At 66.5% G+C, this 20,626-nt stretch carries 17 protein-coding genes and 2 pseudogenes; 11 read left to right on the top strand and 8 right to left on the bottom strand.

Translation table 11 applies throughout. The annotated features are described in order from the left end of the window. Nucleotides 1-13 precede the first annotated feature (13 nt). The 11 genes from hutH to IAE34_RS05805 all read left to right on the top strand — a co-directional run bounded on the left by hutH (nt 14) and on the right by IAE34_RS05805 (nt 14,211). A complete protein-coding gene (gene hutH, locus IAE34_RS05855) occupies nt 14-1,546 on the top strand; it encodes a histidine ammonia-lyase (protein ID WP_200137916.1) in 1,533 nt (510 codons plus the stop codon). A 224-nt stretch (nt 1,547-1,770) separates the two neighbouring features. Then, complete coding sequence (locus tag IAE34_RS05850) at nt 1,771-3,174, top strand: amino acid permease (RefSeq protein WP_200137915.1); 1,404 nt, start codon at nt 1,771-1,773, stop codon at nt 3,172-3,174. A 15-nt stretch (nt 3,175-3,189) separates the two neighbouring features. Then, nucleotides 3,190-4,395: an imidazolonepropionase gene (gene hutI, locus IAE34_RS05845; RefSeq protein ID WP_200137914.1), complete on the top strand. Its 1,206-nt coding sequence runs from the start codon at nt 3,190-3,192 to the stop codon at nt 4,393-4,395. A gap of 10 nt (nt 4,396-4,405) precedes the next feature. Further along, the gene (hutG, locus tag IAE34_RS05840) at nt 4,406-5,209 is read left to right on the top strand and encodes an N-formylglutamate deformylase (protein ID WP_200137913.1); all 804 of its coding nucleotides are present in this window, start codon (nt 4,406-4,408) and stop codon (nt 5,207-5,209) included. A gap of 122 nt (nt 5,210-5,331) precedes the next feature. After that, complete coding sequence (pip, locus tag IAE34_RS05835) at nt 5,332-6,303, top strand: prolyl aminopeptidase (protein ID WP_200137912.1); 972 nt, start codon at nt 5,332-5,334, stop codon at nt 6,301-6,303. Further along, the gene (gene dtd / locus IAE34_RS05830; RefSeq protein ID WP_200137911.1) at nt 6,300-6,737 is read left to right on the top strand and encodes a D-aminoacyl-tRNA deacylase; all 438 of its coding nucleotides are present in this window, start codon (nt 6,300-6,302) and stop codon (nt 6,735-6,737) included. The genes pip and dtd overlap by 4 nt, the downstream gene beginning before the upstream one ends. A 324-nt stretch (nt 6,738-7,061) precedes the next feature. Then, complete coding sequence (locus IAE34_RS05825; RefSeq protein ID WP_325100969.1) at nt 7,062-8,807, top strand: glucan biosynthesis protein; 1,746 nt, start codon at nt 7,062-7,064, stop codon at nt 8,805-8,807. Then, nucleotides 8,800-11,373: a glucans biosynthesis glucosyltransferase MdoH gene (gene mdoH, locus IAE34_RS05820; protein ID WP_200137909.1), complete on the top strand. Its 2,574-nt coding sequence runs from the start codon at nt 8,800-8,802 to the stop codon at nt 11,371-11,373. The genes IAE34_RS05825 and mdoH overlap by 8 nt, the downstream gene beginning before the upstream one ends. Nucleotides 11,374-11,602: 229 nt before the next feature. Then, nucleotides 11,603-12,400 (top strand): transporter substrate-binding domain-containing protein, encoded by a 798-nt coding sequence (locus IAE34_RS05815; protein ID WP_200137957.1) that lies wholly within the window; start codon nt 11,603-11,605, stop codon nt 12,398-12,400. A gap of 121 nt (nt 12,401-12,521) precedes the next feature. After that, on the top strand, nt 12,522-13,484 hold the full coding sequence (locus IAE34_RS05810) for an amino acid ABC transporter permease (protein ID WP_200137908.1): 963 nt from the start codon (nt 12,522-12,524) through the stop codon (nt 13,482-13,484). Further along, a complete protein-coding gene (locus IAE34_RS05805; RefSeq protein WP_200137956.1) occupies nt 13,477-14,211 on the top strand; it encodes an amino acid ABC transporter ATP-binding protein in 735 nt (244 codons plus the stop codon). The genes IAE34_RS05810 and IAE34_RS05805 overlap by 8 nt, the downstream gene beginning before the upstream one ends. Before the next feature lie 82 nt (nt 14,212-14,293). Here IAE34_RS05805 and IAE34_RS24700 read toward each other — a convergent pair whose 3' ends face one another. The 8 genes and pseudogenes from IAE34_RS24700 to IAE34_RS05775 all read right to left on the bottom strand — a co-directional run bounded on the left by IAE34_RS24700 (nt 14,294) and on the right by IAE34_RS05775 (nt 20,615). Next, entirely contained in the window at nt 14,294-14,998 is a 705-nt protein-coding gene (locus IAE34_RS24700) for a methyl-accepting chemotaxis protein (protein ID WP_442793258.1), read from the bottom strand. A 198-nt stretch (nt 14,999-15,196) separates the two neighbouring features. Beyond that, nucleotides 15,197-16,237 (bottom strand): annotated as a pseudogene (locus IAE34_RS24695) (methyl-accepting chemotaxis protein); the annotation flags it as partial. Nucleotides 16,238-16,388: 151 nt separating this feature from the next. Continuing rightward, nucleotides 16,389-17,102: a methyl-accepting chemotaxis protein gene (locus tag IAE34_RS24690; RefSeq protein WP_442793257.1), complete on the bottom strand. Its 714-nt coding sequence runs from the start codon at nt 17,100-17,102 to the stop codon at nt 16,389-16,391. A gap of 141 nt (nt 17,103-17,243) precedes the next feature. Next, nucleotides 17,244-18,188, bottom strand: a pseudogene (locus IAE34_RS24685) (methyl-accepting chemotaxis protein); the annotation flags it as partial. Nucleotides 18,189-18,412: 224 nt separating this feature from the next. After that, nucleotides 18,413-19,120, bottom strand: coding sequence for a 16S rRNA (uracil(1498)-N(3))-methyltransferase (locus tag IAE34_RS05790; RefSeq protein WP_200137905.1), 708 nt, complete (start codon nt 19,118-19,120; stop codon nt 18,413-18,415). Continuing rightward, the gene (gene tatC / locus IAE34_RS05785; RefSeq protein WP_200137904.1) at nt 19,117-19,908 is read right to left on the bottom strand and encodes a twin-arginine translocase subunit TatC; all 792 of its coding nucleotides are present in this window, start codon (nt 19,906-19,908) and stop codon (nt 19,117-19,119) included. Before tatC ends, IAE34_RS05790 begins: the two co-directional genes overlap by 4 nt. Further along, nucleotides 19,905-20,288: a Sec-independent protein translocase protein TatB gene (tatB, locus tag IAE34_RS05780; protein WP_200137903.1), complete on the bottom strand. Its 384-nt coding sequence runs from the start codon at nt 20,286-20,288 to the stop codon at nt 19,905-19,907. Before tatB ends, tatC begins: the two co-directional genes overlap by 4 nt. 3 nt (nt 20,289-20,291) lie before the next feature. Then, nucleotides 20,292-20,615, bottom strand: a complete 324-nt coding sequence (locus IAE34_RS05775) for a twin-arginine translocase TatA/TatE family subunit (RefSeq protein WP_200137902.1) — start codon at nt 20,613-20,615, stop codon at nt 20,292-20,294. Nucleotides 20,616-20,626: the final 11 nt, after the last annotated feature.

Raw genomic sequence — 20,626 nt, 5'->3', positions numbered from 1 at the left:
AAGGAGCTGAAACATGGACGCTTTGACCCTCACGCCTGGCCAGCTGACATTGGCCCAGTTGCGCCGCATCCACCAGGCACCGGTGCGTCTGAGCCTGCATCCGGGGGCCGCCACCGCCATCGACGCCAGCGTCGCCTGCGTCGAGCGCATCCTCGCCGAGGACCGCACCGCCTATGGCATCAACACCGGCTTCGGGCTGCTGGCCTCCACTCGCATCGCCAGCCACGACCTGGAGAACCTGCAACGCTCGCTGGTGCTGTCCCATGCGGCCGGTATCGGCGCGCCGCTGGACGACGCGCTGGTGCGCTTGATCATGGTGCTGAAGGTCAACAGCCTGGCCCGTGGCTTCTCCGGCATTCGCCGGCTGGTGATCGATGCGCTCATCGCGCTGGTCAATGCCGAGGTCTACCCGCACATCCCGCTCAAGGGGTCGGTCGGCGCTTCCGGCGACCTGGCGCCGCTGGCGCACATGTCGCTGGTCTTGCTCGGCGAGGGCAAGGCCCGGCACCGCGGGCAGTGGCTGGACGCCCGCGAAGCGCTGGCGGTGGCGGGCCTGGAGCCGCTGACCCTGGCGGCCAAGGAGGGGCTGGCGCTGCTTAACGGCACCCAGGCCTCCACCGCCTACGCCTTGCGCGGGCTGTTCCAGGCCGAGGACCTGTTCGCCGCCGCCATCGCCTGCGGTGCCCTTACCGTGGAGGCGGCGCTGGGGTCGCGCTCGCCGTTCGATGCGCGGGTGCACGAGGTGCGTGGCCAGCGCGGCCAGATCGACGCGGCCGCCTGCTACCGCGACCTGTTGGGCGAGGCCAGCGAGGTGTCGCAATCGCACAAGCACTGCGGCAAGGTGCAGGATCCGTACTCGCTGCGCTGCCAGCCGCAGGTGATGGGCGCCTGCCTCACCCAGATGCGCCAGGCCGCCGAGGTGCTGGCGGTGGAGGCCAACGCGGTGTCGGACAACCCGCTGGTGTTCGCCGCCGAAGACGAGGTGATCTCCGGGGGCAACTTCCACGCCGAACCCGTGGCCATGGCCGCCGACAACCTGGCGCTGGCCATCGCCGAGATCGGCGCCCTGAGCGAGCGGCGCATCTCGCTGATGATGGATAAGCACATGTCGCAGTTGCCGCCGTTCCTGGTGGAGAACGGCGGGGTGAACTCCGGCTTCATGATCGCCCAGGTCACGGCGGCGGCGCTGGCCAGCGAGAACAAGGCGCTGTCGCACCCCCACAGCGTCGACAGCCTGCCGACTTCGGCCAACCAGGAAGACCACGTGTCCATGGCACCGGCTGCGGGCAAGCGACTGTGGGAAATGGCCGATAACACCCGGGGCGTACTGGCCATCGAATGGCTCGGCGCCTGTCAGGGTCTGGACCTGCGCGAGGGGCTGAAGACCTCCGCCAAGCTGGAACAGGCCCGGCAGATGCTGCGCCGCGAAGTGCCGCACTATGACCGCGACCGCTTCTTCGCCCCGGACATCGAAGTGGCGGTGGAACTGCTGGGGCGAGCGTGCCTGACCCCGCTGCTGCCGGCGGGCGTGTTGCCCAGCCTGTGACCGACCGCTGGTAGGGCTGGCTTCACGCCCGCGATAGGGCGGGCAGCGGCCCTCGGCCAGCGCTGGATTGCGGTTGAATGCGGGTGGGCCGGGGTTGCCGCCATTGCGGGATCACCGCGACGAGGCGCCGCGCCCGCTGGGGGCGATGGTGCTGCTCGCGGGAGGTCCCAGGCCGCCACTGGATCGCGACCGACCCCGCGTCTACATCACGATAAGGACGAACCATGCATCAAGCACAAGGACTCAAGCGCGGGCTCACCGCCCGGCACATCCGCTTCATGGCCCTGGGCTCGGCCATCGGCACCGGGCTGTTCTACGGCTCGGCCTCGGCCATCCAGATGGCGGGCCCGGCCGTGCTGCTGGCCTACCTGATCGGCGGCGCGGCGGTGTTCATGGTCATGCGCGCGCTGGGCGAGATGGCCGTGCACAATCCCGTGGCCGGCTCGTTCGGGCAGTACGCCAGCACCTACCTCGGTCCCTTGGCCGGCTTTGTGCTCGGCTGGACCTACGCCTTCGAGATGATCATCGTCTGCATCGCCGACGTCACCGCCTTCGGCATCTACATGGGTTTCTGGTTTCCCGAGGTGCCGCGCTGGATCTGGGTGCTGGGCATCGTGCTGCTGATCGGCGCGCTGAACCTGTGCAGCGTCAAGGTGTTCGGCGAGCTGGAGTTCTGGCTGTCGCTGCTCAAGGTCGGCGCCATCGTGGCGATGATCCTCGCCGGTTTCGGCATCATGGCGTTCGGCCTGAGCCCGGGCGGCAGCGCTGGGCCGTCCGGCATCGACAACCTGTTCGCCCACGGTGGCTTCCTGCCCAACGGCGTCGGCGGGTTGATCGCCTCGTTCGCGGTGGTGATGTTCGCCTTCGGCGGCATCGAGATCATCGGCATCACCGCCGGCGAGGCGCAGGACCCCAGGCGCGTCATTCCCAAGGCGATCAACGCCGTGCCGCTGCGCATCCTGCTGTTCTACGTGCTCACCCTGTTCGTGCTCATGTGCCTGTACCCCTGGCCGCAGATCGGCACCCAGGGCAGCCCGTTCGTGCAGATCTTCAGCCACCTGGGCATCGGCTCGGCGGCGGCGCTGCTCAACGTGGTGGTGATCTCGGCAGCCGTGTCGGCGATCAATAGCGACATCTTCGGCGCCGGCCGCATGCTCTACGGGCTGGCCGAGCAGGGCCAGGCTCCGCGCGGTTTCGCCCGGCTGTCGCGCCAGGGCGTGCCGTGGCTGACGGTGCTGGTGATGGGCGCGGCGCTGCTGCTGGGGGTGTTGCTCAACTACCTGATCCCGGAGAACGTGTTCCTGCTGATCGCCTCCATCGCCACCTTCGCCACGGTGTGGGTCTGGCTGATGATCCTCGTCACCCAGATCGCCCTGCGCCGGCGCCTGGATCGCGAGCAGGTCGCTGCGCTGGCATTCCCGGTGCCGTTCTGGCCCTGGGGGCCGGCGCTGGCGATCCTGTTCATGGTGTTCATTTTCGGTGTGCTCGGTTACTTCCCGGACACCCAGGCGGCGCTGCTGGTCGGCGTGGCGTGGGTGGCGTTCCTGGTGCTGTCCTATCTGCTGTGGTGCAAGCCGCGCGCAGGGGGTGGCCAGGTCGCCCGGGTGCAGGCCGAGTTGCACCGCTGACTTGTGGAGAGCCTTATGAGAACCCTCTGGCAGCACTGTCACGTCGCGACCATGGCCGGTGGTCGCTACTCGATCATCGAGGACGCAGCGATCGTGACCCAGGCAGGCTCGATCGAATGGATCGGCCCGCAGGCCGAACTGTCGCCGGTCGACGCCGAGCGCGTGGTCGACCTGGGTGGCGCCTGGGTCACCCCGGGGCTTATCGACTGCCACACCCACGCCGTGTTCGGCGGCAACCGCAGCGGCGAGTTCGAGCAGCGCCTGCAAGGGGTGAGCTACGCCGAGATCGCCGCCCAGGGCGGCGGCATCGCCAGCACCGTGCGCGCCACCCGCGCGGCCAGCGAGGACGATCTGCTGGCCAGCGCACGCCAGCGCGTGCTGGCGCTGCTGCGCGAAGGGGTGACCACCCTGGAGATCAAGTCCGGTTATGGGCTGGACCTGGCCAACGAGCGCAAGATGCTGCGCGTGGCCCGGCGCCTGGCCGAAGAGCTGCCGGTGACGATCCGTACCACCTGCCTGGCCGCCCACGCCCTGCCGCCGGAGTACGCCGGGCGTGCCGACGACTACATCGCGCTGGTGTGCGAGCAGATGCTGCCGGCGTTGGCTGCCGAGGGGCTGGTGGATGCGGTGGACGCCTTCTGCGAACACCTGGCGTTCTCGCCGGCGCAGGTCGAGCGGGTGTTTCTCAAGGCCCATGAGCTGGGCTTGCCGGTGAAGCTGCACGCCGAGCAGTTGTCGTCGCTGCACGGCTCCAGCCTGGCGGCGCGTCATCATGCGCTGTCGGCCGATCATCTGGAGTTCATGACCGAGGAAGACGCCATCGCCATGGCCGAGGCGGGTACCGTCGCCGTGCTGCTGCCTGGCGCCTTCTATTTCCTGCGCGAAACCCAACTGCCGCCGATGGACGCCCTGCGTCGCCACGGGGTGAAGATCGCCCTGTCCAGCGACCTCAACCCTGGCACCTCGCCGGTACTGTCGCTGCGCCTGATGCTGAACATGGGCTGCACCCTGTTCCGCCTGACGCCGGAAGAAGCCCTGGCCGGGGTCACCCTGCATGCCGCCATGGCCCTGGGGCTGGGCGACAGCCACGGGTCGCTGGAGGTGGGCAAGGTGGCCGACTTCATCGCCTGGCAGATCGACCGTCCCGCCGACCTCGCCTACTGGCTAGGCGGCGAACTGCCCCGGCGCATCGTGCGCCTGGGTCATGAAATTTCCCATTGAGCGAGGCGTCATGGACAAGGTTCTGAGTTTTCATCGCGGCACGCTGCCGCTGCTGGTGAGCATGCCCCACGCGGGCCTGGGGCTCACGCCCACGGTTCGCCACGGGCTGGTGCCGGCAGCACGCAGCCTGCCGGACACCGACTGGCACATCCCCCGGCTGTACGAGTTCGTGGCTGGCATGGGCGCCAGCGTGGTGGCGGCCGAGTACTCGCGGTTCGTCATCGACCTCAACCGCCCCGACGACGACGCGCCGCTGTACGCCGGGGCCACCACGGGACTGTTCCCGGCCACGCTGTTCGATGGCCAGCCCTTGTTCGAGGACGGCCGCGCGCCTGGCGCCGAGGAGCGGGCCGGCTACCTGGACACCATCTGGCGGCCTTACCACAGGACACTGCGCGATGAACTCGAGCGCCTTCGCGACGCGTTCGGCTATGCCTTGCTGTGGGACGCCCATTCGATTCGCGCGCACATTCCCCACCTGTTCGACGGCACCCTGCCGGACTTCAACCTCGGCACCTTCAACGGCGCCAGCTGCGATCCGGCACTGGCCGAGCGTCTCGAGTCGGTGTGCGCCCAGGCGCCAGGCTACCGCCATGTGCTCAACGGGCGCTTCAAGGGCGGTCACATCACCCGTCACTATGGCGATCCGGTGCAGCATGTCCACGCCGTGCAGCTGGAATTGGCGCAACGCACCTACATGGAGGAAGTGGAACCCTTCGCCTACCGCGAAGACCTCGCCCAGCCCACCCAGGCAGTGCTGCAGCGCCTGCTCGAAGCCATGCTGGCCTGGGGACGGGAGCGCTACGGGCGCTGAATGCGGTTCGACGCCGAGGGCAGGGCAGGGCAGGAAAGGATCGAGCACGCCGTGCATGCGCCTGGCGACGAATCGGGTTTATGATGGCACCTGCCGAAGATCAGCCCTTCATGGAGTGCGCAATGCAGACCCTCTACCCTCAGATCAAACCCTACGCCCGGCACGATCTGGCCGTGGAAGCGCCGCATGTGTTGTATGTCGACGAAAGCGGTTCGCCCGAAGGTCTGCCGGTGGTGTTCATCCACGGAGGCCCGGGGGCGGGTTGCGACGCCCAGAGCCGTTGCTATTTCGACCCCAACCTGTACCGCATCGTCACCTTCGACCAGCGCGGCTGCGGGCGCTCCACTCCCCATGCCAGCCTGGAGAACAACACCACCTGGCACCTGGTCGAAGACCTGGAGCGCATTCGTGAGCACCTGGGCATCGACAAGTGGGTGCTGTTCGGCGGTTCCTGGGGCTCGACCCTGGCACTGGCCTACGCCCAGAAACACCCGGAGCGCGTGCACGGCCTGATCCTGCGCGGCATCTTCCTGTGCCGCCCGCAGGAAATCGAATGGTTCTACCAGGCCGGCGCCAGCCGTCTGTTCCCCGACTACTGGCAGGACTACATCGCGCCGATTCCCCAGGAAGAGCGCGGCGACCTGGTCAAGGCCTTCCACAAGCGCCTTACCGGTCACGACCAGATCGCCCAGATGCAGGCGGCCAAGGCCTGGTCGACCTGGGAAGGGCGTACCGCGACCCTGCGGCCGAACCCGCTGGTGGTGGACCGCTTCTCCGAGCCGCAGCGAGCATTGTCCATCGCCCGGATCGAATGCCACTACTTCACCCACAACGCCTTCCTCGAGCAGGATCAACTGATCCGCGACATGCCCAGGATCGCCCACCTGCCGGCGGTGATCGTGCATGGCCGCTACGATGTGATCTGCCCGCTGGACAACGCCTGGGAACTGCATCAGGCCTGGCCCAACAGTGAGCTGAAGGTGATTCGCGACGCCGGCCACGCGGCCTCGGAACCAGGGATCACCGATGCCCTGGTGCGTGCCGCCGACCAGATGGCCCGGCGCCTGCTGGACCTGCCTCTGGAAGAAGCATGAAGGGGCTGCTGCAACGGGTTCGTGGGGCACGAGTGGAGGTCGACGGTGAGGTGGTCGGCGCCGTGGACCAGGGGTTGCTGGTGCTGGTGGCGGTCGAGCCGGACGATACCCGCGAACACGCCGACAAGCTCTTGCACAAGCTGTTGAATTATCGGGTGTTCAGCGACCCCAACGGCAAGATGAACCTCTCGCTCAAGGACGTCGGTGGCGGCCTGTTGCTGGTGTCGCAGTTCACCCTGGCAGCGGACACCCGCAGCGGCATGCGCCCGGGGTTCTCCACGGCAGCGCCGGCGGCACTGGGTGCCGAGCTGTTCGACTACCTGGTGCAGCAGGCCCGCAACCAGCACGCAGTGGTGCAGACCGGTCGGTTCGGGGCGGACATGCAGGTGCACCTGGTCAACGATGGCCCGGTAACCTTCATGTTACAAATTTGATACCCAGCGCGTGGGTAACCCGCTCTCACGGTTCCAGCCTGTACCAGACGCCGCAGTCTCTGCTTCGCGGATAAAACCACTCCTACAGGTTTTGCCGATTCGGCTGATAAATAGTTTGTTAAGCATGATGCGTTGTCACTCAGCCTGCTGGATAATCGCGCGCTACGTGGGCCTGCATTCGCAGGCTCGTTTCACCCTGACTCGAGCGTTGTCTGGATCCGCCTAGGGAATCATTGCGCCCTTGCGGGGTCCGAACAGTGCTCGCCAACCCGGCATTGGTCGCTGGCCGTTGGTTTCATGATCTGTTTACGGCGAGGGTTGCTCGTGATTGTAAGTCCCTGTAATGCACCAAGAATCCCCGGCAAGCGGCTGCGCAAGGCCGTGTTGGCAGGCGCAGCGCTGGTTGGCCTGATGAGCGCTGGCCAGCTGTGGGCATTCAACCTTGACGATGTCGCCGCCAAGGCGAAGGATCTGGCCGGGCAGAAGTTCGAGGCTCCGAAGAGCAACCTGCCGCCGGTATTCCGCGACATGAAGTACGCCGACTACCAGAAGATCCGCTTCATCCAGTCCAAGGCCGAATGGGCCGACGACAAGACCCCCTTCAAGCTGTCCTTCTACCATCAGGGCATGCACTTCGACACGCCGGTGACCATCAACGAGATCACCGCCAACAAGGTCGAGGAAATCAAGTACGACCCGAACCGCTTCGAGTTCGGCGACGTGCCCCACGATGCCGACGCCACCAAGAACCTGGGTTACGCCGGGTTCCGCGTGCTGTACCCGATCAACAAGGCCGACAAGCAGGACGAGATCATGACCCTGCTGGGCGCGAGCTACTTCCGCGTGGTCGGCAAGGGCCATGCCTACGGCCTGTCGGCCCGTGGCCTGGCGCTGGACACCGCGTTGCCCTCGGGCGAGGAATTCCCGCGTTTTCGCGAGTTCTGGATCGAAAAACCCAAGCCTGCCGACAAGCACCTGGTGATCTACGCGCTGCTCGACTCGCCACGCTCCACCGGCGCCTACAAGCTGACCCTGCGTCCGGGTGACGACACCGTGGTCGACGTCAAGTCCAAGGTGTTTCTGCGGGATCACGTCAGCCGCCTGGGCATCGCCCCGCTGACCAGCATGTTCCTGTTCGGCCCGAACCAGCCGTCGAAAGTGCAGAACTACCGTCCGGCCCTGCATGACTCCGAGGGCTTGTCGATTCACGCTGGCAACGGCGAGTGGCTGTGGCGTCCGCTGAACAACCCGAAACACCTGGCCGTGAGCAACTTCAGCGTGGAGAACCCGCGCGGCTTCGGCCTGATGCAGCGCCAGCGCGCCTTCAGCGATTTCGAAGACCTGGACGACAACTACCAGAAGCGCCCGAGCGCCTGGATCGAGCCCAAGGGCGACTGGGGCAAAGGTACCGTAGACCTGGTGGAAATCCCCACTGCCGACGAGACCAACGACAACATCGTGGCGTTCTGGAGCCCGGAAACCCTGCCTGAGCCGGGCAAGCCGTTCGAGTACAACTACCGCCTGCACTGGACCATCAACGAAGCGCAGTTCCAGCCCAAGGACCTGGGGTGGGTCAAGCAGACCCTGCGTTCCACCGGTGACGTCAAGCAGGCCAACCTGATCCGTCAGCCCGATGGCAGCATCGCCTTCCTGGTCGATTTCTACGGCCCGGCCCTGGCCGACCTGCCGGAAGATACCGCCGTGCGCAGCCAGGTCAGCGTCGGCGACAACGCCGATGTGGTCGAGAACAACCTGCGCTACAACCCCGAGACCAAGGGCTGGCGCCTGACCCTGCGGTTGAAGGTCAAGGATCCGAAGAAGTCCACCGAAATGCGCGCAGCCCTGCTGCGTGACGTGCCGGTGGAGGCGCCCAAGCAAGACAAGGCCGCCGAGACCAAGGCGGAAAAAGCCACTGCCAAGCACGCCAAGGCTCAGCACGGCAAGGCCGAGAAGGTCGAGAAGCCCGCCGAGCAACCCGCCGCCGATGCGGCATCCACCACCGGAGCCCCGGCCACCACCGAGAAGGTGCTGACCGAGACCTGGAGCTATCAGTTGCCTGCCGATGAGTAATCCCAACGCAAGGCTGGAGTCGCTCGGCGAGTACCTGGCCCACCTCCCACTGAGCGATGAGCAGCGCGCGGAGCTCGCCAGCTGCTCGTCCTTCAGCGAGCTGCATCAGCGCCTGTCGGCGCAGCCGCACACCAACCCCAGCGACGCCGTACAGGCGTCGGTGGGCCCGCGCCTGACCGTCGGCAGTGCCGCGGAGCTGGAGGAGGCGCAGATGCTCGGCGTCGACGCCGAAGGCCGCCTGAGCCTGAAGATCGCCCCGCCCATCAAGCGCACCCGGGTGTTGCCCGAACCCTGGCGCACCAACGTGCTGGTGCGCATCTGGCGCCGCCTGACCGGCCGCACCAACGCCCCGCAGCCGCCCAAGCGTGAGCTGCCGCCGGCGCGCTGGCGCTGGGTGGGTTCGATGCGCCGCTACATCCTGCTGCTGCTGATGATCGGCCAGACGCTGGTGGCTGGCTGGTACATGAAGGGCATCCTGCCGTATCAGGGCTGGTCGTTCGTCGACTTCGACGAAGTGGTCAACCAGCCGATCTGGGACACCGTGGTGCAGGTCTGGCCCTACGCGTTGCAGACCTCGATCCTGATCCTGTTCGGCATCCTGTTCTGCTGGGTGTCGGCCGGCTTCTGGACCGCGCTGATGGGCTTCCTGGAACTGCTCACCGGCCGCGACAAGTACAAGATTTCCGGCAGCAGCGCCGGCAATGAGCCGATCGCCGCCGATGCGCGCACCGCGATCGTCATGCCGATCTGCAACGAAGACGTGCCTCGCGTATTCGCCGGACTGCGCGCGACCTTCGAGTCGGTGGCCGCCACCGGCAACCTGGATCGCTTCGATTTCTTCGTGCTCAGCGACACCAACGACACCGACATCGCCGTGGCCGAGCAGCAGGCCTGGCTGGAAGTGTGTCGCGAGGCCAAGGGCTTCGGGCGCATCTTCTATCGCCGTCGCCGGCGTCGGGTCAAGCGCAAGAGCGGTAACCTCGACGACTTCTGCCGTCGCTGGGGTGGCGAATACAAGTACATGGTGGTGCTCGACGCCGACAGCGTGATGAGCGGCGAATGCCTGAGCAGCCTGGTGCGCCTGATGGAGGCCAATCCGGACGCCGGCATCATCCAGACCGGGCCACGGGCTTCGGGCATGGACACCCTGTATGCGCGCATGCAGCAGTTCGCCACCCGCGTGTACGGCCCGCTGTTCACCGCCGGCCTGCACTTCTGGCAGCTGGGCGAATCGCACTACTGGGGCCACAACGCGATCATCCGCATGCAGCCGTTCATCGAGCACTGCGCCCTGGCGCCGTTGCCGGGCAAGGGCGCCTTCGCCGGTGCGATCCTGTCCCACGACTTCGTCGAAGCCGCGCTGATGCGCCGTGCCGGCTGGGGCGTGTGGATCGCCTACGACCTGCCGGGTAGCTACGAAGAGCTGCCGCCGAACCTGCTCGACGAACTCAAGCGTGACCGTCGCTGGTGCCACGGCAACCTGATGAACTTCCGCCTGTTCCTGGTCAAGGGCATGCACCCGGTTCACCGTGCGGTGTTCCTAACCGGGGTGATGTCGTACCTGTCGGCGCCGCTGTGGTTCCTGTTCCTGGTGTTGTCCACAGCGCTGCTGGCGACCAACACGCTGATGGAGCCGCAGTACTTCATCGAGCCGTTCCAGTTGTACCCGCTGTGGCCGCAATGGCACCCGGAAAAGGCCATCGCGCTGTTCTCCACCACCATCGTGCTGCTGTTCCTGCCCAAGCTGCTCAGCGTCATCCTGATCTGGGCCAAGGGCGCGACGGAGTTCGGCGGACGTATCAAGGTCACGCTGTCGATGCTGCTGGAGATGCTGTTCTCCATGCTGCTGGCGCCGGTGCGGATGATCTTCCACACCCGCTTCGTCCTGGCTGCGTTCCTGGGCTGGGCGGCGACCTGGAACTCGCCCCAGCGTGACGACGACTCCACACCGTGGAGCGAAGCGGTGCGCCGCCATGGTCCGCAGACCCTGCTGGGCTTTGCCTGGGCCGCCCTGGTGGCCTGGCTGAACCCCAGCTTCCTGTGGTGGCTGGCGCCTATCGTCGGCTCCCTGCTGTTGTCGATCCCGGTGTCGGTGATTTCCAGCCGCGTGCGCCTGGGCCTGGCGGCCAAGGACGAGCAGTTGTTCCTCATTCCCGAGGAATACGCCACCCCGCACGAACTGCTGGCCACCGACCAGTACACCCACGAGAACCGCTGGCACGCCCTGCGTGACGGCTTCGTCCGGGCGGTGGTCGATCCGCGCCAGAACGCCCTGGCGTGCGCCATGGGCACGGCGCGCCACGGCAAGGCCGAAGCGATCGAGACGCTGCGTGCCGAGCGCATCGCCAAGGCGCTGGAAGCGGGGCCCAAGGGCATCGACAGTGGCACCCGCCTGGCATTGCTGAGCGACCCGGTGGCACTGTCGCGCCTGCACGAGCAGGTGTGGGCCGAGGGTCACGAGGCGTGGATCAAGGCCTGGCGCGGTTCGATCGCCAACGATCCGCACGCGCCGCTGCTACCCTTGCAGCCCGAAGGCGAGGGACAGCCGACGCTCGTCGGCGCCTGATCGTCCCTTTCGCGGGTGAACCGGCTTCTGCAGACGTACTGTCCTGCAGGCGCGGGTTCACCCGCGAAGCTTTTCACCCCCAGGGTTCATTTTGGCCAACAAAGTCCCCCAATGGCTCTAGGTCCCAGGCCGTGCATGCGTTAGCATCCGTCCCGACATAACGCCGCGGCCAGCCTGGCCCTGCACACAACAAGATTCTGCGAACTTCCTGCTAGGGGACTTGGTGATGATGAAGAAATACCTGTCGCGCATCCTGCTCGGCGTCACGGCGCTGGTGGCAGTCTCGGCCGCCCAGGCCGGTGCCATCGACGAAGCGGTCAAGCGCGGTACGCTGCGCGTGGGCATGGACCCGACCTACATGCCGTTCGAGATGACCAACAAGCGTGGCGAGATCATCGGCTTCGAGGTGGACATCCTCAAGGCCATGGCCAAGTCCATGGGCGTCAAGCTCGAAACCGTGTCCACCGCCTACGACGGCATCATCCCGGCCCTGCTGACCGACAAGTTCGACATGATCGGCAGTGGCATGACCCTGACCCAGGAACGCAACCTGCGCCTGAACTTCAGCGAACCCTTCATCGTGGTCGGCCAGACCCTGCTGATCCGCAAGGAGCTGCAAGGCGAGATCAAGTCGTACAAGGACCTGAACGACGAGAAGTACCGCCTCACCTCCAAGCTGGGCACCACCGGTGAGATGGTCGCCAAGAAGCTGATCGCCAAGGCCAAGTACCACGGCTACGACAACGAGCAGGAAGCGGTGATGGACGTGGTCAACGGCAAGGCCGACGCCTTCGTCTACGACGCGCCGTACAACGTGGTGGCGGTGAACAAGGCCGGCGCCGGCAAGCTGGTCTACCTGGAGGAACCCTTCACCTACGAGCCGCTGGCGTTCGGGCTGAAGAAGGGCGACTACGACAGCATCAACTTCATCAACAATTTCCTGCACCAGATCAAGCACGACGGCACCTACGATCGAATCCACGACAAGTGGTTCAAGAAGACCGACTGGCTCAAGGAAATGGAATAAACCCAGATACCGGCGGCTAGCTACCGGCGGCAAGCCACGGGAACGCGCTCACTGCAGCGCAGTGCGCATTCTCGTCGCTTGCCGCTCGTGCTGGCCGCTCGGTGCTGTGCGGAGTACCCCCGTGATCAAACACAACAAACCCCAGTGGCCCTGGCATGCGCTCACCGCGCTGGTCCTGGTGGGACTGGCGTGCAGCCTGTACCTGGCCACGTCGATGATTTCCTATGAGTGGCGCTGGAACCGCGTCCCTCAGTATTTCGCCTTCCAGGCCGAGGACGTGCAACGGGCCACCGACTACGGCACGGTCGAGGACATCGTGGTGTCCGGCGATCAGGCGTGGGTCACCCTCAAGACCGAGGGCGGCGAGCAGCAGGTGCTGGAGGTGGCCAAGGACAGCCTGCAACTGAGCCGTGGCGACGACGTCTCCGAGGGCGACCAGATCGGCGTCACCCGTCACTGGGCGGCCGGTCCATTGGCCTGGGGTTTGTGGACCACGTTATGGATCTCCATGGCCTCTGGCGCGCTGGGGCTGCTGATCGGCCTGTTCGCCGGCCTGTGCCGGCTGTCCAGCAACCCGACCCTGCGTGACCTGTCCACCGTCTACGTCGAGCTGGTGCGCGGCACGCCGCTGCTGGTGCAGATCTTCATCTTCTACTTCTTCATCGGCACGGTGCTCAACCTGTCCCGCGAATTCGCCGGGGTGGCGGCGCTGGCGCTGTTCACCGGCGCCTACGTGGCCGAGATCGTGCGTGCGGGCGTGCAGTCCATCGCCAAGGGCCAGAACGAGGCGGCCCGCTCGCTGGGCCTCAATGCCGGTCAGTCGATGCGCCACGTGATTCTGCCGCAGGCGTTCAAGCGCGTGCTGCCACCGCTGGCCGGGCAGTTCATCAGCCTGGTCAAGGACACCTCGCTGGTGTCGGTGATCGCCATCACCGAACTGACCAAGAGTGGTCGCGAGGCCATCACCACGTCCTTTTCCACCTTCGAGATCTGGTTCTGCGTGGCCGGGCTGTACCTGCTGATCAACCTGCCGCTGTCGCACATCGCCAGCCGGCTCGAGCGGAGGCTTGCGCAAAGTGATTGAAGTCCGTGACCTGCTGAAAGTCTTCGACACCCGCGGCCAGGTGGTGCGCGCGGTGGATCAGGTGAGCACCCAGGTGGCCAAGGGCGAAGTGGTGGTGGTGCTCGGCCCGTCCGGTTCGGGCAAGTCGACCTTCCTGCGCTGCTTGAATGGGTTGGAGCACTTCGACGAGGGCCAGGTGGCCATCGATGGCCTGCGCCTGGAAGACCCGAAGACCGACATCAATGCCTATCGCCGCGAAGTGGGCATGGTGTTCCAGCATTTCAACCTGTTCCCGCACATGACCGTGCTGGAAAACCTGTGCCTGGCGCAGAAGGTGGTGCGCAAGCGCAGCAAGGCCGACCGCGAGGCCAAGGCACGCGCCTTGCTGGAGAAGGTCGGTATCGCCCAGAAGGCCAACGAGTATCCGTCGCGCTTGTCCGGCGGCCAGCAGCAGCGGGTAGCGATCGCCCGCGCCCTGGCCATGGATCCGAAGGTCATGCTGTTCGACGAGCCCACCTCGGCGCTCGACCCGGAGATGGTCGGTGAAGTGCTGGACGTGATGAAGACCCTGGCCCAGGAGGGCATGACCATGGTCTGCGTGACCCATGAAATGGGCTTCGCCCGCGAGGTGGCCGACCGCGTGCTGTTCTTCGACCACGGCAAGCTGCTGGAGGATGCCGCCCCGGCAGCGTTCTTCGCCGCACCGCGGGATCCGCGCGCCCAGGCGTTCCTGCGCCAGGTGCTTTGAGCGCCCGTGCGCTTCGCCGCTGATCCCGCGGCTACAGGCCCGCTCCCACCCTCTCCGGGAGCGGGCTCTCCGACAGCGAGCGCTACAGGTTGAATCGCCCCACCATCCCGCGCAGTTGCTGCCCCAGCTGCTCCAGTTCGCCACTGGAACTGGCCGTCTGCTCGCTGGCCGTGCTGGTGTGATCCGACGCCTGGCGCACGCTGATCACGCTGCGGTTGATCTGCTCGGCGACCACGCTCTGCTGCTCGCTGGCGGTGGCGATCTGCTGGTTCATGCCCTGGATGTTCGACACCGTGCGGGTGATCTGGCCCAGTGCGTCGCCGGCGCGGCGGCTCAGTTCCACGCTCTGTTCGGTGAGGGTGCGGCTGCTGTCGAGCAGTGAGGTGACCTCGTCGGTGCCCTGGTGCAGGCTTTCGATGAGGTGCTCGATTTCCTCGGTGGACTGCTGCGTGCGCTGGGCCAGGCCACGCACTTCATCGGCGACCACGGCGAAACCACGACCCGCTTCGCCGGCGCGCGCGGCCTCGATGGCGGCGTTGAGCGCCAGCAGGTTGGTCTGCTCGGAGACCGACTTGATCACATCGAGAATGCTGCCGATACGCTGGCTTTCCCCGGCCAGGTGCTGCATGGAGCGCAGGCAGCGGTCCATCTGCAGGGCCAACTGCTCGATCCGCGCAATCGCCTCGCCCACCACCTGATCGCCCACCTGCGCCTGCTGGTCGGCGTCGGTGGCGGCCAGCGAAGCATGCTCGGCGTTCTGCGCCACCTCCTGCACCGTGGCGCTCATCTGGTTCATGGCCGTGGCCACCTGGTCGGTCTCCTCGCGCTGCTGGGTGATGCGCTCCAGGGTGTCGGCGCTGGCACCGGCCAGTTGCGTCGCGGCGTGGGACAAGTGGCCGACACTCTGGTCGATGCCACCGATGAGCTGGCGCAGGCTCTGGGTCATCTCCTGCATGCTGGCCTGCAACTGGCCCAGCTCGTCCTGGCGCTGCACGCTGTGCACCTGGCTCAGGTCGCCGCGGGCGATGCGTGCGGCCTGGGCCAGGGTCTGGCGCAGGGGCAGGGTGATCTGCCGGGTGATCAGCCACGCGGCCAGCACGCCAACCACCAGGGCCAACAGCGCGACGGCGGTGAGCAGCGAGTGGGCGGCCAAGGCTTCCTGGTCACGCTGCTCGACCTTGTGCTCGGCGAGGGTCACGCTGGCAGCACGCAGGTCGTTGCCGATCGCCTCCATGCTGTTCTGCAGGCGCTCGGCCTGGATCGCGACCTGGCGGTACTGCTCCAGGCTGGCGCGGTACTGGCCCAGGGCGAGTTTGGGTCGGTCCATCAGATCGGCAGGCAGCCCCAGTGGCGCGAGAGCGGCGAGCATCTGCTCCAGACTGGTCCTGGCAGCGTCCAGGGGCTGGTCGCCGACCTTGGCGAAGTCCTCTATGGGCGAGAAGGTGTAGGCCGGCACCAGGCTCTGCTGGCTGGCGCTGTCGACCTGACGGGTGAGGGTGTCCATCAGGTTGAGCAGCCCCTGCTGCTGGCCATCGGCCGGCAGTTTAAGCAGCGCCTGGGTCTGCAGCTCGTCGATGGCGTCGGCCAGGGTCCGCACCCGGGCCTGTAGCGTGCTGCGCAGCTCGGCGCGCTCGCGCACCACGCCGAGCAGCTCGGTGAAGGCCTGGCGCAGCCGCTGCAACTGCTGCAGCTTCTCGGTGAGCAACTGGCGCGAATCCTCGACGCTGCTGCGCTGCTGGAGCAAGGTGAACATCCCCTGCAACTGCTCCAGGATCTGTTCGATACGCGCCTTGCTGGTGTCGTCGGAAAGCACCCGGAAAGTGATGCGTTCAGCGCGCAGGTCCTTGGTCAGGTCGTTGATGCGCACGATCTCGCTGAGCTGCTGCGAGCGATTGATGGCGCCGTCCAGTGCCCGCCAGCCGGTCACGGTGGTGGCCAGGGTGAGCAGCAGGACCACGGCGAAGCCGAGGGTGAGCTTGAGCCGGACGCTGAGGTTGTCCAGGCGGCGATTGAGGGGTCCGAACATGGCGAGTCTCCGTCCATATGAGAGAAAGGCCATGCTGGTCATTTGCCAGTATGGCTCTTCTGCTCATCGGCAGGAGGCTCGTGGGACTCGACCTGTGATTGGCGTGGGAAAAGTCCTCTAGTGCAGCGTGAAGCTTCCTAGGCGCTGCGTTTCACAGCCTGAACCGTGCCACCAGCCCTTGCAGGTGCGTCCCCAGGCGCGCCAGCTCGACGCTGGAGCTGGCCGTTTCCTCGCTGGCCGCCGAGGTCTGGTCGGAAATGTCCCGCACGTTCATCACGCTGCGGTTGATCTCCTCGGCCACCGCGCTCTGCTGCTCGGCCGCCGTGGCGATCTGCTGGTTCATCGACTGGATGGTCGACACGGTACGGGTGATGGTTTCCAGCGAGGTGCCGACTCGCCGGGTCAGCTCGACGCTGCTGTCGGTCAGGGTGCGACTGCTGTCCATCACGCTGGACGCCCGCTGTGTGCCGCTTTGCAGGCCGGCGATCAGCTCTTCGATTTCCTCGGTGGACTGCTGGGTGCGCTGGGCCAGGCTGCGCACTTCGTCGGCGACCACGGCGAATCCACGCCCGGCTTCGCCGGCGCGCGCTGCCTCGATGGCGGCGTTGAGCGCCAGCAGGTTGGTCTGCTGGGCCACGGCCTTGATCACGTCGAGCACGCTGCCGATCTTGTCGCTCTCGGTGCGCAGTTGCCCCATCGCCTCGCTGGAGTGCCCCACCTCGACGGCCAGCCGTTCGATCTGGGCGATGGCCTCGGCCACTACCCGGTCGCCCTCGCGGGCCTGCTGATCGGCCATCATCGCCGCCTCGGAGGCCTGCTCGGCATTGCGCGCCACGTCCTGCACGGTGGCGGTCATTTCGTTCATGGCGGTGGCCACCTGGTCGGTCTCCACCTTCTGATTGTTGACCCCGGCGCTGGTCTGCCCGGTCACCGCCGACAACTGTTCGGCGGCGCTGGCGATCTGCGTCACCCCATCCCCTATGCCGCCGATCAGTTCGCGCAGGCCCTGGGTCATGCGCTGCATGCTGGCTTGCAACTGGCCCAGCTCGTCACGGCGCTGCACTGGCGCTTCGACGGCGAGGTCGCCGCTGGCCACGCGCTCGGCCGCCGCCAGCGTGCGACGCAGCGGCGCGACGATCTGCCGGGTGATGGCCACGGCGGCGATCAGGCCCAGCAGCAACGCCAGTACGGTGGCCAGGCCCAGCAAGGCCTTGGCCTGGCGGGCGCCTTCGTCACGCACCAGGGTCTGCGAGGCGGTCATCTGCTGGCCGATGTCGCTGATCGACCGGTCCTGGGTGAGCATGCGCTGCAAGGCCTGGTTCGCCGCTTCCTGGGCCACGCCCACCTGGTTCACCGCATCGCGATACGCCGCCATGGCCGTGGCCGAGTCATCGATGCTGGCGGCGTATTCGGGGGCTACCTGTGCCGGCAGGGCCTTGAGCACCGCCAGTGACTGGTCGATGGCCTGCAAGGCGGTCTGCTGGAACTCGGCTTTGCCGCTGTAGGTGTAGCCGCGTACCTGGAAGCGGGCCTGTTGCAGCAGCGCGCTGGCCTGCACGATGTGCTGGTACTGGTTGATGTCGCCGCCCTGGAGCAGGCGCTGCTGCACCTGATCGATCAGCGCGGCGGCCTTGTCGGCGCTGTCGCCGAGCATGCCTCTGGCGGCCTGACGGCGTTGTTCGGCCTGGATGAGATCGGCCTGGGCCTTGCGGTATTCGACCAGCGCCTGGCGTTGCTGCTCCAGGCGCTGCTGGTCTGCCGGCTGCTCGATGCGCTTGGCCATCTTCTCGACCTGGTCACTGAGCTGATCGATGGATTTCTGCAGCAGGCCGGCCGAGGCGTCGTCGCGCTCACGGTCGTAGCGTTGGCGAGCGATGCGCAGGTCCTGGGCGTTGGCCAGGATGAGCGAGATGTTGCCGAGCTTGTCGCCACGGTCGATCACGCTGTCCATGCCGCGCCAGCCGGTGGCGGCGATGGCCAGGGTCAGGAGCAGGACCAGGCCGAAGCCCGCAGTGAGCTTGCGGCTGACACTGATGTTTCCCAGCGATTGGGCAACCTTTGCGAACATGACGTCCTCCAACTGGACACGGGACCCTGCCTGGGTTGTTATTGGCGTTGTCTAGCCCATCGGCCAATGCGGGAGAAACTTGACGATTTATTCCAGCGACTGGCCAGTCAGAAGATACGGGATAGCAGGGCGGTCACGGCGGTTTCGACCCGCAGGATGCGCTCGCCGAGCTGGACCGGTGCCAACCCGGCCTTGGCCAGCAGATCCACTTCATAGGGGATCCAGCCACCCTCCGGGCCGATCGCCAGGGTCACCGGCGTCGCCACGGCACGCGGGCAGGCCGGGTACGGCCCGGGATGGCCGACCAGGCCCAGGGTGCCGGCAGCGATGGCCGGCAGGCGGTCTTCGACGAAAGGCTTGAAGCGCTTCTCGATGACGATGTCCGGCAACACCGTGTCGCGGGCCTGCTCCAGGCCCAGGATCAGGTTTTCGCGGATGCTGTCCGGGTGCAGGAAGGGGGTCTGCCAGAAACTCTTCTCGACCTTGTAGCTGTTGATCAGGATCAGGCGCGGCACGCCGAGGGTGGCGATGGTCTGGAACAGCCGGCGCAGCATCTTCGGGCGCGGCACGGCCAGCACCAGGGTGAGCGGCAGCTTGGCCGGCGGCGGCTGGTCGAACGCCACCCTCAGCTCGGCGTGGGCCGCCGTCAGGCTCAGCACTTCGGCCTGTCCCATCAGGCCGTCGATGCACCCGACCCGCAGGCGATCACCCACCGCCACGCGGTGGATCTGCTGCATGTGGGTCAGGCGTCGGTCGCCGAGCACCACGCGGTCGGCCGCGACGAAATCGGCCTCTTCGAGCAGCAGCAGGTTCACGCGCGGGTCGCTGGTGGCTGGTCGTCGTGGTCGTTCGCGGTGTCTTGCGGTTCGTGGCTGCGCTTGCGGATCAACCCGCCACACAGCACGCCGATCTCGAACAGCAGCCACATGGGCACCGCCAGCAGGGTCTGGGAGAAGATGTCCGGCGGGGTGAGGATCATGCCGACCACGAAGCAGCCGATGATCACGTAGGGACGGATCTTCTTCAGGTACTTGACGTCGACCACGCCGATCCACACCAGCAGGACCACCGCCACCGGGATTTCGAAGGCCACGCCGAAGGCGAAGAACAGGGTCATGACGAAATCGAGGTAGCTGGCGATGTCGGTCATCATCGACACGCCCTCCGGCGTGGCTTTGGCGAAGAAGCCGAAGATCAGCGGAAACACCAGGAAGTAAGCGAAGGCCATGCCGGCATAGAACAGGATGATGCTCGACACCAGCAGGGGAATGGCGATGCGCTTTTCATGCCGATACAACCCTGGCGCGATGAACCCCCACACCTGTTGCAGGATGACCGGGATGGCCAGGAACAGTGACACGATCATGGTCAGCTTGAACGGCGTGAGGAACGGCGAGGCCACGTCGGTGGCGATCATCGTTGCGTTGGCCGGCAGGTGCTCGCGCAGCGGCGCCGAGACCAGGGTGTAGATCTGCTGGGCGAAGGAGAACAGCCCGGCGAAGATCAGGAAAATGACCGCGACGCAGCGCAGCAGGCGGGTACGCAGTTCGGTCAGGTGCGAAACCAGCGGCATCGGCTGGTCATGTTCCGGGGTCTGGCTCATGGCGCTCGGGGTGGCTGCGGCGGCTCGGCGGTGGTCGGAGCCGCTGGGGTGGCGGAGGTGTCGGCGGCAGGTGCCGGAACGTCACTGCCCGACGGCGAGGCCGGGGTGGCGGGTGTGGGCGAGGCGTTCGCCCGCTGCGGGTCGAGGATGCGCTTGGCTTCCTCTTCCATGCGCAAGATGTGCTCGTTGTGCAGCTGGCGGCGGATATCGTCGGCGCCGATTTCGCGCTCGACCTCCATCTTGATGCTGTTGAAGCTGCGCTTGAGCCGGCCTATCCACAGCCCTGCCGTGCGCGCCGCGCCGGGCAGGCGCTCGGGACCGAGCACCAGCAGGGCGACCAGACCGACGAGCAGCAGCTCGCTGAAGCTGATACCGAACATGGCTCAGTCTTTGCGCTGAGGTTCTTGGACCGGCTGCGCCTGGCCCTCGAAGGTCTGCGGCGTGTGCAGCGGCGCCGTGCCGTGGGGCTGCTGGGCCGGCTGCACGGAGGGCTGTACCGGTGGCTGCACCGGGGGTTGCACGGTAGGCTGGACGGGCGGTGGCGTGGTCGGCTCGGCCGGCTTGTGCTCCTCCTCGTTCATGGCCTTGCGAAAGCCCTTGATGGACTCGCCCAGGTCGCTGCCGAAGTTCTTGAGCTTCTTGGTGCCGAAGACCAGCACCACCACCACCAGCAGGACGATCCAGTGTTTCCAGTCAAAAATACCCATGTTCGTGCTCC

The sequence above is a fragment of the Pseudomonas sp. S30 genome, assembly GCF_016518545.1.
GTDB lineage: Bacteria > Pseudomonadota > Gammaproteobacteria > Pseudomonadales > Pseudomonadaceae > Aquipseudomonas.
This window is presented reverse-complemented; position numbering and strand designations above follow the sequence as displayed.